Origin of the sequence: Paraburkholderia sp. MPAMCS5 (assembly GCF_036016995.1) — a bacterium.
Lineage (GTDB): Bacteria > Pseudomonadota > Gammaproteobacteria > Burkholderiales > Burkholderiaceae > Paraburkholderia.
In genome coordinates, this window is the sequence record NZ_JAYXBK010000002.1 from 244976 (window position 1) to 256914 (window position 11939).

Below are 11939 nucleotides of genomic sequence, written 5' to 3' on the forward strand. Positions count from 1 at the left end.
GATCGGATAGCCCAAGCCGTGACGACCGGTTAATATCCGTCACTGTTGCCTTTCAGAACGTAACTGCGAGAACTTCACTGCGCCGTGCTCCAAAGGCAGCGCCGCGCGGCATTTCCCGGTACGGCGCATTTCGCTCAGCGCGCCTCGCAGCTTCGGTGCGCATCCATGGGGCTTCCGGTCGAGCGTCGCAAGACGCATGTGTGCGCTGTCGTCCCCGGGGTAGGGATGCGCGCACTTTTTCTTCTCAGTCATAGACAGAGGTCGCTCCATGCGCGTCGAACGGGTTCCATTCCGCTTAATCAGTGCCGCGACGGCTGCCATATTGCTGGCAGCATGCGGACCAAAACAATCTGCCCCGCCGCAACAGACGCCTGAAGTGGGCGTCGTCACCATCCAGCCGACTACCGTCCCTGTTATCACCGAATTGCCCGGCCGCACCAGCGCCTTCCTCGTCGCGCAAGTGCGCGCACGGGTCGACGGCATCGTGCTGCGCCGCGAGTTCACCGAAGGCGGTCAGGTCAAAGCGGGCCAGCGTCTGTACAAGATCGATCCGGCGCCGTATCTCGCCACGCTGAACAACGCGAAGGCGACGCTCGCCAAGGCCCAGGCCAACCTCGCGTCCACCACGGCGCAGGCAAACCGCTACAAGGTGCTGGTGGCCGCCAACGCGGTCAGCAAGCAGGATTACGACAACGCCGTGGCCGCGCAAGGCCAGGCCGCGGCCGACGTCGCCGCCGGCAAGGCCGCGGTCGAAACCGCGCAGATCAATCTCGGCTATACCGACGTGACCTCGCCGGTGACGGGCCAGATCGGCGTGTCGCAAGTCACGCCGGGCGCGTATGTGCAGGCGAGCGCCGCGACGCTGCTCGCCACTGTCCAGCAACTCGACCCGGTTTATGTCGACCTGACGCAATCGAGCCTCGACGGTCTGAAGCTGCGCCGCGAAATGCAGGAAGGGCGTCTCAAGACTAACGGTCCTGACGCCGCGAAGGTTTCGCTGATTCTCGAAGACGGCCGCACGTATTCGGAAAAGGGCAAGCTGCAGTTCACCGACGTGACGGTCGATCAGAGCACCGGTTCGGTCACGGTTCGCGCGATCTTCCAGAACAAGGACAAGGTGCTGCTGCCGGGCATGTTCGTGCGCGCGAAGATCGAAGAAGGCGTGAACGAAAACGCGCTCGTCGTGCCGCAAGTGGGCATCACGCATGACCAGAAGGGGCAGCCGACCGCGCTCGTGGTCGGCGACGACAGCAAGGTCGCACTGCGTCAGCTCGTCACGGCGGGCACGTACGGTCCGAACTGGGTGGTCGAGAGCGGCCTGAAAGCCGGCGACCGCGTGATCGTGCAAGGTACCGACAAAGCGCGCCCCGGCATGCAGGTCAAGGCCGTTGCCGCGCAACTTCCCGCCACGCCCGCCTCAGGCGCAGCCGCTCAAGGCGCGCCGGCCGCCAGCGGCGGACAGGCGGCTCAACCTGCCTCCGCTGCATCGGGCGCGTAATAACAGGGAGCCCGCCACATGGCAAAGTTCTTTATCGATCGCCCGATTTTTGCATGGGTGATTGCCATCATTCTGATGCTCGCGGGTATCGCGTCGGTGTTCACGTTGCCGATCGCGCAATACCCGACCATCGCGCCGCCGGCCGTGCAGATCAGCGCAACGTATCCGGGCGCGTCGGCGAAGACGGTGGAAAACACCGTCACGCAGGTGATCGAGCAGCAGATGAGTGGTCTCGACCACTTGCTGTATCTGTCGTCCACGTCGGACGACTCGGGTACCGCAACCATCACGCTGACGTTCGCGGCCGGCACCAATCCTGACATCGCGCAGGTTCAGGTGCAGAACAAACTGCAGCTCGCCACGCCGCTGTTGCCGCAAGCCGTGCAGCAGCTCGGCACCAAGGTCACGAAGTCGAGCAGCAGCTTCCTGCTGGTCATGGCGTTCGTGTCCGAAGACGGCAGCATGAACAAGTACGACCTGGCGAACTATGTCGCGTCGAACATTCAGGATGCGGTCAGCCGTATCGACGGCGTCGGCACGGTCACGCTGTTCGGCTCGCAGTACGCCATGCGCATCTGGCTCGACGCGAACAAGCTGACCAACTTCGGCCTCACGCCGGTGGACGTGCAGACTGCGTTGCAGGCGCAGAACGTGCAGGTCGCCGGCGGCTCGCTCGGCGGCACGCCTTCGGTGCCGGGGCAGGTATTGCAGGCCACGATTACGGAAGCCACGCTGCTCAATACACCCGAGCAGTTCGGCAACGTGCTGCTGAAAGTCAATGCCGACGGTTCGCAGGTCCGTATCAAGGACGTGGGGCGCGTCGAGCTGGGCGGCGAAAACTACAACTTCGACACCAAGTACAACGGTCAGCCGACCGCCGGCTTCGGTATCCAGCTCGCCACCGGCGCGAATGCGCTGGCCACCGCGAAGGCAGTGCGCGCGAAGATCGACGAACTGTCGAAGTACTTCCCGCACGGTCTCGTCGTGAAGTACCCGTACGACACCACGCCGTTCGTGCGTCTGTCGATCGAGGAAGTGGTCAAGACGCTGCTCGAAGGCATCGTGCTGGTGTTCCTCGTCATGTACCTGTTCCTGCAGAACCTGCGGGCCACGCTGATCCCGACGATCGCCGTGCCGGTGGTGCTGCTGGGCACGTTCGCGATCATGAGCGTGGTGGGCTTCTCCATCAACACGCTGTCCATGTTCGGGCTCGTGCTGGCCATCGGTCTGCTCGTGGACGACGCGATCGTGGTGGTCGAAAACGTCGAGCGGGTGATGGCGGAAGAGGGGCTCTCGCCTCGCGAAGCCACCCGCAAGGCGATGGACCAGATTACCGGCGCGCTCGTCGGCGTGGCGCTCGTGCTGTCGGCGGTGTTCGTGCCGGTGGCGTTCTCGGGCGGTTCGGTCGGTGCGATCTACCGGCAGTTCTCGCTGACGATCGTGGCGGCGATGGTGCTGTCCGTGCTGGTCGCGCTGATTCTGACGCCGGCCCTGTGCGCGACGATTCTCAAGCCGATTCCGCAAGGTCATCACGAAGAGAAGAAGGGCTTCTTCGGCTGGTTCAACCGTACTTTCAACAAGAGCCGCGACAAGTATCACTCGGGCGTGCACCACGTGATCAAGCGCTCGGGCCGCTGGCTGATCATCTACATGGTGGTGATTTTCGCGGTCGGCCTGCTGTTCGTGCGCTTGCCGAAGTCGTTCCTGCCCGATGAGGACCAGGGCACGATGTTCGTGCTGGTGCAAACGCCGTCGGGCTCGACGCAGGAAACCACGGCGCGCGCGCTGAAAGATGTCTCCGACTATCTGCTCGACAGCGAAAAGGCGATCGTCGAATCCACCTTCACGGTGAACGGCTTCAGCTTCGCGGGTCGCGGTCAGAACGCCGGTCTCGTGTTCGTGCGCCTGAAAGATTACGCGCAGCGTCAGCACGCGGACGAAAAGGTGCAGTCGCTGGTGGGGCGCCTCTTCATGCACTTCGGCAGCTACAAGGGCGCGCTGGTGTATCCGGTGAATCCGCCGTCGATTCCCGAACTCGGCACGGCCGCGGGCTTCGACTTCGAGCTGCAGGATCGCGCGGGCGTCGGCCATGACAAGCTGATGGAAGCACGCAACATGCTGCTCGGCATGGCGTCGAAAGATCCGACGCTGGCGCAGGTGCGTCCGAACGGCCTGAACGACACGCCGCAGTTCAAGGTGAACATCGATCACGAAAAGGCGGCTGCGCTCGGCGTGTCGCTGTCGGCGATCGACCAGACGTTCTCGATCGCGTGGGCCTCGCAATACGTGGACAACTTCCTCGATACCGACGGCCGGATCAAGAAGGTGTACATCCAGGGCGACGCGCCGTTCCGCATGAAGCCGGAAGACCTGAACGCCTGGTACGTGCGCAACACGGCGGGTGGCATGGTGCCGTTCTCGTCGTTCGCAAGCGGCCAGTGGACTTACGGTTCGCCGAAGCTCGAGCGTTACAACGGCATTTCCGCAGTGGAAATCCAGGGCGCGGCCGCACCGGGCAAGTCGACCGGTCAGGCCATGTCGGCCATGGAAGCGCTCGTGGCGAAGCTGCCCGCGGGTATCGGCTACGAATGGACGGGTCTGTCGCTGCAGGAGCGCCAGTCCGGTTCGCAGGCGCCGATTCTGTACGGCATCTCGATCCTCGTTGTGTTCCTGTGTCTCGCGGCGCTGTATGAAAGCTGGTCGATCCCGTTCTCGGTGATCATGGTGGTGCCGCTCGGCGTGATCGGCGCACTGCTGGCCGCCACGCTGCGCGGGCTCGAAAACGACGTGTTCTTCCAGGTCGGTCTTCTGACCACGGTGGGCTTGTCGGCGAAAAACGCGATTCTGATCGTGGAATTCGCGCGCGAGTTGCAGCAGAGCGAGGGCATGGGGCCGATCGAGGCCGCGCTGGAAGCGGCGCGTCTGCGGCTGCGCCCGATTCTGATGACCTCGCTTGCGTTCATTCTCGGCGTGATGCCGCTCGCGATCAGCAACGGCGCCGGCTCCGCCAGCCAGCACGCCATCGGTACGGGCGTGATCGGCGGCATGTTGACGGCGACCTTCCTCGCGATTTTCATGATCCCGATGTTCTTCGTCGTGATCCGCGCGAAGTTCGGCGGCGAGAAGGAAGACCCGGATGAGGCGCTCGCACACTACAACCAGCACCATCCGCATGATCCGGACGGCAATGGCTCGGGCAAGGACGGACATTGAGATGCAAAAACACTCTTTGATTGCAGTGGCGGTCGCGTTGCTCGCCGCCGGTTGCACGATGGCGCCGAAGTACGAGCGCCCCGCCGCGCCGGTGACGGGCACCTTCCCGACCGGTGGCGTGTATGCCACGCAGCCGGGCGCGACCCAGCCGGATGCGGCCGGCGCGCGCAGCGCGAACGGCCAGGCTGCGGCCGACATCGGCTGGCGCGATTTCTTCGTCGATCCGCGCATGCAGCGATTGATCGACATCGCGCTGAAGAACAACCGCGATCTGCGTGTGTCGGTATTGAACATGCAGGCGTCGCAGGCGCAGTTCCGGATCGTTCGCGCGGGTCTGTTCCCCACGCTCGACGCCGCGGCTTCGCAAAGCAAGTCGCGTACGCCGAAAGATCTGTCGGTGTCCGGCCACACAATCTCCAACTCGTATTCGGTCGGTCTGAATGCGTCGTGGGAAATCGACTTCTTCGGGCGCATTCAAAGCCTGAAAGATCAGGCGTTGGCTCAGTATCTGGCTACGACACAGGCGCGCAAGGCGGCGGAAATTTCGCTGGTTTCGCAAGTGGCGAATCAGTATCTGACAGTGCTCGAACTCGACGATCTGTTGACGGTCACGCAAAACACGCTGAAGACGGCGCAGGAGTCGTACCGCATCACGAAGCTGCAGTTCGACAACGGCACGGGCTCCGAACTCGATCTGCGCCAGGCGCAGACCGTGGTCGAGCAGGCGAGCGCGAACCTGCAGGCGCAGGAGCGTTTGCGGGCTCAGGCCGAGAACGCGCTCGTGCTGCTGATCGGCGAGCCGTTGCCGGCCGACTTGCCACCGGGGCTCACGTTGAGCGACCAGAATCTCCTCACGGATATTCCGGCGGGTTTGCCGTCTGATTTGCTGACGCGTCGTCCGGACATCATGGAGGCCGAAGAGAGTCTGCTCGCGGCCAACGCGAATATCGGCGCGGCGCGCGCGGCGTTCTTCCCGAAGGTGTCGCTCACCGGCAGCTTCGGCACGCTGAGCCCGACACTCGGCGGATTGTTCAAGCCGGGTTCGGCGGCGTGGAGCTTCGCGCCGTCCATCACGCTGCCGATTTTCGAAGGCGGCCAGAACAAGGCCAACCTCGATCTCGCCCACATCCAGAAGAATGTCCAGATCGCCACGTATGAAAAGGCGATCCAGACGGCCTTCCGCGAGGTGGCCGACGCGCTGGCCGCTCGCGGCACCTACGATCAGCAGATCCAGGCGCTGGAGCGCAATACGTTTGCGCAACAGCGTCGGCTGGATCTGTCGAATCTGCGCTATACGAACGGCGTCGATAGTTATCTGGCGGTGCTGACCGCGCAGACCGATCTGTATTCGTCGCAGCAGTCGTTGATTACCGCGCGCATGGAGCGTCTGCAGAACCTGGTCACGTTGTACCAGGAACTGGGCGGCGGCTGGATCGAACACACCGGCGATCAGCCGCGCCCGGCCGACGCGCCGGTGGACTACGGCGCGGCGAGTGCGCCGGTTGCGACGTCGGCAGCTAACGCCGGCTGAGTTTCCCGACGCAAGCAGATCGAGCTGCAAGGAAAAAAGCCACGGCAATGCCGTGGCTTTTTTTATATCCGCAGCGGCTGTTCGGGCCACGGTGAGAAATCGTCCGACGCCGTGTTGCTGCTTTCAGCGCGTTGCGTCAGAAATTTCAGTGGCCCGGAGCCGTCTCAATGCAGATCCGCCGCGCGCAGCATGTCGTCGCGCGGCGGTTCGTTGCCGCCGCGTCCGTCGAAATCATGGCCGGCTTTGCGAATTTCGCACTGCGCTTTCTTCTCGCTCTTCACGCCGTTGAAGATCAGATTCAGCACGACCGCGGAAACCGAAGCCAGCAGAATCCCGCTATGCAGCAGCGGCGACAACGCGGCCGGCAGCTTCGAGAAAAAGTGCGGCGACACGACCGGCACGAGGCCCAGACCGATGCTCACCGCGACGATGAACAGGTTGTGGTGGTTCTTCACGAAATCGACTTTCGACAGCACCTTGATGCCGTTTGCCGCGACCATGCCGAACATCACGATGCCCGCGCCGCCCAGCACGAAAGCCGGCACAGACGCGACCACTTGCGCCATCTTCGGGAACAGGCCGAGCAGCACGAGAATCACGCCGCCCATCGCGCAGACAAAGCGGCTTTTCACGCCCGTCACGCCGATCAGCCCGACGTTCTGCGAGAACGACGTATGCGGGAACGAGTTGAAAATGCCGCCGATCAGCGTGCCGAGGCCGTCCACGCGCAGGCCGCGCACCAGCGTCTTCTGATCGACCGGACGGTCCACCATGTCGCCGACCGCGAGGAACATGCCCGTCGATTCGATGAAGGTGACGAACATCACGGTGACCATCGTCGCGATCGAGAGCGGGTCGAAGTGCGGCAGGCCGAAGTGGAACGGCATCACGAAGCCGACCCACGGCGCATGCGTGACGCCGTCCATGTTGACGCGGCCGAGCGCCAGCGCTATCGCGAAGCCCGCGATAATGCCGAGCAGCACCGAGATATTCGCGAGAAAGCCCCTGGCGAACTTGTTGATGAGCAGAATCAGCATCAGCACCAACAGCGAGAGGCCGAGATAGACCGGGTTGCCGTAGTCGGGATTGCCCAGGCCGCCCGCCGCCCAGTTGATGCCGACGCCCATCAGCGACAAGCCGATCACCGAGATCACCACGCCGATCACCACCGGCGGGAAGAAGCGCAGCAATTTGCCGACGGCGGGCGCGAGCACGATGCCGATCACGCCGGCGGCGATCGTCGAGCCGAAGATGTCGAGAATGCCGAGCGACGGATTGGTGCCGATCGCGACCATCGGACCGACGGCCGCGAACGTGCAGCCCATGATCACCGGCAGGCGGATGCCGAAGATCCACAAGCCGAGCGTCTGGATCAACGTGGCGATGCCGCAGGAAAACAGGTCGGCGCTGATCAGAAAGGCGATCTGGTCTTTCGGCAGCTTGAGCGCCGCGCCGACGATCAGAGGGACGGCGACGGCGCCGGCATACATCACCAAAACGTGCTGAATGCCGAGGGTGAGCAACTGGCCCGCGGGCAGCCGCTCGTCGCACGGGTGAACCGTGTTCGATTGCATATCGTCTCTCTCCACCATCTAGTTTTGGGATGGCTCCAAGGTATCGGGGACGAAAAGGCGCAACAAGACCGCTGGCGCCTATTCCGGCATTCCCGGCGACGATATGCCGCCCCCTCATTTGCAGCGCGAAATCGGGGCGGGCGGCCGTTTCATCGGCGCACAGCCCCTGCTGGCCGCGATGCCGGGCGACGCGCGCGGCGCGCGCCAGCCGCTGCGATATATGTGAGAATCAATGAGGTGTATCTGGGGCGGCGCATAGTGATGTTTTCATGCGGCTCACGGCGTAGCGGGGTTTACCCGCGATTCGCCGATTTCCGGCGCGCCGCCGCAGCCGTTTTGCGCGCCGCGCGCGGCCGGCAACAATACGCGTTGCGCATCTTCGGCAGGCGCATCTTCCTCCCTCAACCGACGACATTTCCCGCCCATGAGTTTTCTCGGCATCGACCTCGGCACCGGTTCCCTCAAAGTCGCAATCGTCGATGAAAACGGCGGGCAGCAGGCCGCCGCGAGCGTCGCTTATGCACTCGAAACGCCGCACGCGGGTTGGGCGGAAATGTCCGTGCAAACCTGGTGGCGCGCGCTGGGCGAAGCGGCGGCGCGCCTGCCCGACGGATTGCGTCGCGAGGTGAAAGCGATCGGCTTGTCGGGGCAGATGCACGGCGTCGTGCTGATCGACGAAGCGGGCGAAGCCGTGCGTCCCGCCATGCTGTGGCCCGACACGCGCGCGCGGGCCTTGCTCGACGAGTGGCCCGAGCCGCAGCCGAATCCGGTCGCGCCCGGCATGGCCGGTCCGCTGCTGCGCTGGATCGTTCGGCACGAACCGGAGTCCGCGCGCCGCACCCGCTGGGCGCTGCAACCGAAAGACTGGCTGCGCGTCGCGCTCGGCGGCGCGGTCGCCACCGATCCTTCCGACACCTGCGCGACCGCGCTCGCCGATCCTGATGGCGTGTGGGACGCCGCGCTGCTGCAGCGGCTCGATATTCCGTCCGAGTGGTTCGCGCCGTTGGGGCCGTCGTATGCCGCGGCGGGTGTGTTGTCGCAGCACGCGGCGCAGGCGCTCGGTTTGCGCGCGGGCATCGTGCTCGCCACGGGCGCCGCCGACACGCCGTGTGCCGCGCTCGGCAGCGGACTCGCGCGCGACGGCGACGCGCTGCTCACCACCGGCACCGGCGGGCAGATCGTCGTGCTGGCCGAGCATGAGCCCGCGATGGTCAGGGGCTTGCATCGCTATCGGGCCGCGAGCGATCACTGGTATCGGATGGCGGCGATGCAAAACGTCGGCATTGCACTGGAGCGCGCGCGCGCGTGGTTGTCGTACGAATGGGCCGATGCCTATAACGAAGCGTTCGGGGATCAGACCGGCCACGCATCCGGCCTAACCGCCGACGCGGCGCCGACTTTTCTCCCCTATCTCACCGGCGAGCGCACGCCCTGGCTCAATCCGGCGGCGCGCGGCGGCTGGCTCGGCCTCGCGCTCGATCACACGCGCGGCGCGATGATGCGCGCCGCGTTCGAAGGCGTCGCCTTTTCGTTGCGCGCGGGGCTCGACGCGATTCGCGCGAGCGGCGTCACGGTGACAACATTGAAACTTGCAGGAGGCGGTTCCGTCGATGCACGCTGGCGCCAGTTGCTCGCCGACGCGCTGAACGCGGAACTGCACGCGGTCGATTGTCCGAATGCGGCCCCGCGCGGTGCGGCGATTCTCGCGGGCATTGCGAGCGGTCACTGGCACGGGCACGATCTGGCCGGGCTCGCGCCTGGCGCGACACGCGTGGCGAGCCCGCAAGGCGATGCGGCGCTCGCCGGCCGTTACGCGCGATTTCTCGATCTGTATGGCCGCGTCGAAACCTGGTTCGACGCCGCCGCGTCTGACGACGAGAAACGATGACACACCATAACCACTGCAATGTCAGGTACTGACAATGCAGTGACGCACTTTGCAATACCATGACGCTTTTCGCGCGGTAGGCTATCGCTCGCGCGGCGAAGGCATCGACCGCATGATCCGGATTCTCGCGCGCCGCGACGCCGTGGCTCGCCACGCAGCGCGACGCGCGTCAGCATTCACCGACTCAGAGGAGCATTCACGATGAAGACCAAAGCAGCAATCGCATGGAAAGCCGGCGCACCGTTGACCATCGAGGAAGTCGATCTCGAAGGGCCGCGCGCCGGCGAAGTCCTGATCGAAGTGAAAGCGACGGGCATCTGCCACACCGATTACTACACGCTGTCGGGCGCCGATCCGGAAGGCATCTTCCCGGCGATTCTCGGCCATGAAGGCGCGGGCGTGATCGTCGATACGGGGCCGGGCGTGGGCACCTTGAAGAAGGGCGATCACGTGATTCCGCTCTACACGCCGGAATGCCGCCAGTGCAAGTTCTGTCTGTCGCGCAAGACCAACCTGTGTCAGGCGATTCGCGCGACGCAAGGCAAGGGCCTGATGCCAGACGCGACCTCGCGCTTCTCGCTCGACGGCAAGCCGCTGTTCCATTACATGGGCACGTCCACGTTTTCGAACTACATCGTCGTGCCGGAAATCGCGGTCGCGAAAGTGCGCGAAGACGCGCCGTTCGACAAGATCTGCTACATCGGCTGCGGCGTGACGACGGGCGTCGGCGCGGTCGTGTATTCGGCGAAGGTCGAGGCGGGCGCGAACGTCGTGGTGTTCGGGCTCGGCGGCATCGGGCTGAACGTGATTCAGGGCGCGAAGATGGTCGGCGCGGACAAGATCATCGGCGTGGACATCAATCCGGGCCGCGTCGAACTCGCGAAGAAGTTCGGCATGACGCACTTCATCAACCCGAATGAAGTCGAGAACGTGGTCGATCACATCGTGCAGCTCACCGATGGCGGCGCGGACTATTCCTTCGAATGCGTCGGCAACGTGAAGCTCATGCGTCAGGCGCTCGAATGTACGCATAAGGGCTGGGGCCAGTCGTTCATCATCGGCGTGGCGGCGGCAGGCGAGGAGATCAGCACGCGTCCGTTCCAGCTCGTGACCGGCCGCGAGTGGAAAGGCTCGGCGTTCGGCGGCGCCCGCGGGCGCACGGACGTGCCGAAAATCGTCGACTGGTACATGGAAGGCAAGATCAATATCGACGATCTGATCACGCATCATCTGAAGCTCGAACAGATCAACGACGGCTTCGATCTGATGAAGAAAGGTGAGTCGATCCGCTCCGTCGTGATTTATTGACGCGGCCAACCAGGAGCCTGACGATGCTTGAGCTATTGTCGTCGCACGCCTGTCATGGCGGCGAGCAGCGTTTCTACCGGCACGAATCGCAAGTCATCGGACTGCCGATGCGCTTCTCGGCGTATCTGCCGCCGCAGGCCTTGCAGCCCGGCGCGAAGGTGCCCGCGCTGTTCTATCTCGCGGGGCTGACCTGCACCGAGGAAACCTTCGCGATCAAGGCCGGCGCGCAGCGCTTCGCCGCGCAACACGGCGTGGCGCTCGTCGCGCCGGATACGAGCCCGCGCGGCGCGGGCGTGCCGGGCGAGAGCGCGGCATGGGATTTCGGCGTGGGCGCGGGCTTTTACGTCGACGCGACCGAGGCGCCGTGGGCGCAGCACTACCGGATGTACTCGTATGTGCGGAACGAGCTGCGCGAAACGGTGTTGAACGAACTACCCGTGGACGGCTCGAAGCTCGGCATCTTCGGCCACTCGATGGGCGGCCACGGCGCGTTGATGCTCGCACTGCGCAATCCGGAGATTTACCGCTCGGTGTCGGCGTTCGCGCCGATCGCCGCGCCCACGCGTTGCCCGTGGGGCGAGAAGGCGTTGAGCGGTTATCTCGGCGCGGATCGCGAGGCGTGGAAAGCGTACGACGCAAGCGAACTCGTGGCGCGGGCGTCGCGGAAATTCGCGGAAGGGATTCTGGTCGATCAGGGACTCGCGGATCAGTTCCTCGCCGAGCAGCTGAACCCCGACGTGTTCGAAGCGGCGTGCAAGGCCGCCGGTCAGCCGCTGACCTTGCGCCGTCATGCGGGTTACGACCACGGCTACTACTTCATCTCGAGCTTCGTCGAGGATCACATCGCGCATCACGCGAAGGTGTTGCTCGGCTGAGTTTTTTCATGTCGATGGCGGCGCCTTTCGCGGGCCGCCATCGAACGAATGC

General features: G+C 64.5%; 8 protein-coding genes. 7 read left to right on the top strand and 1 reads right to left on the bottom strand.

Annotated elements, in window-relative coordinates; all coding sequences use genetic code 11:
• Window positions 1-268: 268 nt before the first annotated feature.
• Genes VOM14_RS05145 through VOM14_RS05155 form a run of 3 tightly spaced genes read left to right on the top strand, consistent with a single transcriptional unit; the run spans window position 269 to window position 6242 of the window.
• Window positions 269-1498, top strand: coding sequence for an efflux RND transporter periplasmic adaptor subunit (locus tag VOM14_RS05145; RefSeq protein WP_327627664.1), 1230 nt, complete (start codon window positions 269-271; stop codon window positions 1496-1498).
• An 18-nt stretch (window positions 1499-1516) separates the two neighbouring features.
• The gene (locus tag VOM14_RS05150) at window positions 1517-4711 is read left to right on the top strand and encodes an efflux RND transporter permease subunit (RefSeq protein WP_327627665.1); all 3195 of its coding nucleotides are present in this window, start codon (window positions 1517-1519) and stop codon (window positions 4709-4711) included.
• 1 nt (window position 4712) lies between these two features.
• On the top strand, window positions 4713-6242 hold the full coding sequence (locus tag VOM14_RS05155; RefSeq protein ID WP_327627666.1) for an efflux transporter outer membrane subunit: 1530 nt from the start codon (window positions 4713-4715) through the stop codon (window positions 6240-6242).
• Between the two features lie 164 nt (window positions 6243-6406).
• Here the strand turns inward: VOM14_RS05155 and VOM14_RS05160 are convergent, their stop codons facing one another.
• Complete coding sequence (locus VOM14_RS05160) at window positions 6407-7816, bottom strand: nucleobase:cation symporter-2 family protein (protein ID WP_327627667.1); 1410 nt, start codon at window positions 7814-7816, stop codon at window positions 6407-6409.
• 103 nt (window positions 7817-7919) lie between these two features.
• Here VOM14_RS05160 and VOM14_RS05165 point away from each other — a divergent pair, with 103 nt between their 5' ends.
• The 4 genes from VOM14_RS05165 to fghA all read left to right on the top strand — a co-directional run bounded on the left by VOM14_RS05165 (window position 7920) and on the right by fghA (window position 11887).
• The gene (locus VOM14_RS05165; protein ID WP_327627668.1) at window positions 7920-8042 is read left to right on the top strand and encodes a hypothetical protein; all 123 of its coding nucleotides are present in this window, start codon (window positions 7920-7922) and stop codon (window positions 8040-8042) included.
• Window positions 8043-8240: 198 nt separating this feature from the next.
• Window positions 8241-9704: a xylulokinase gene (locus tag VOM14_RS05170; protein ID WP_327627669.1), complete on the top strand. Its 1464-nt coding sequence runs from the start codon at window positions 8241-8243 to the stop codon at window positions 9702-9704.
• 201 nt (window positions 9705-9905) lie between these two features.
• Window positions 9906-11012, top strand: coding sequence for an S-(hydroxymethyl)glutathione dehydrogenase/class III alcohol dehydrogenase (locus VOM14_RS05175; protein ID WP_327627670.1), 1107 nt, complete (start codon window positions 9906-9908; stop codon window positions 11010-11012).
• A gap of 23 nt (window positions 11013-11035) precedes the next feature.
• Window positions 11036-11887 (top strand): S-formylglutathione hydrolase, encoded by an 852-nt coding sequence (gene fghA, locus VOM14_RS05180; protein ID WP_327627671.1) that lies wholly within the window; start codon window positions 11036-11038, stop codon window positions 11885-11887.
• The last annotated feature ends 52 nt before the right edge of the window (window positions 11888-11939 follow it).

What these genes read in the sequence shown, in the direction of transcription:
- VOM14_RS05145 (WP_327627664.1), top strand. Translation starts at nt 269, where the DNA reads ATGCGCGTCGAACGGGTTCCATTCCGCTTAATCAGTGCCGCGACGGCT.
- VOM14_RS05150 (WP_327627665.1), top strand. Translation starts at nt 1,517, where the DNA reads ATGGCAAAGTTCTTTATCGATCGCCCGATTTTTGCATGGGTGATTGCC.
- VOM14_RS05155 (WP_327627666.1), top strand. Translation starts at nt 4,713, where the DNA reads ATGCAAAAACACTCTTTGATTGCAGTGGCGGTCGCGTTGCTCGCCGCC.
- VOM14_RS05160 (WP_327627667.1), bottom strand. Translation starts at nt 7,816, where the DNA reads ATGCAATCGAACACGGTTCACCCGTGCGACGAGCGGCTGCCCGCGGGC.
- VOM14_RS05165 (WP_327627668.1), top strand. Translation starts at nt 7,920, where the DNA reads ATGCCGCCCCCTCATTTGCAGCGCGAAATCGGGGCGGGCGGCCGTTTC.
- VOM14_RS05170 (WP_327627669.1), top strand. Translation starts at nt 8,241, where the DNA reads ATGAGTTTTCTCGGCATCGACCTCGGCACCGGTTCCCTCAAAGTCGCA.
- VOM14_RS05175 (WP_327627670.1), top strand. Translation starts at nt 9,906, where the DNA reads ATGAAGACCAAAGCAGCAATCGCATGGAAAGCCGGCGCACCGTTGACC.
- fghA (WP_327627671.1), top strand. Translation starts at nt 11,036, where the DNA reads ATGCTTGAGCTATTGTCGTCGCACGCCTGTCATGGCGGCGAGCAGCGT.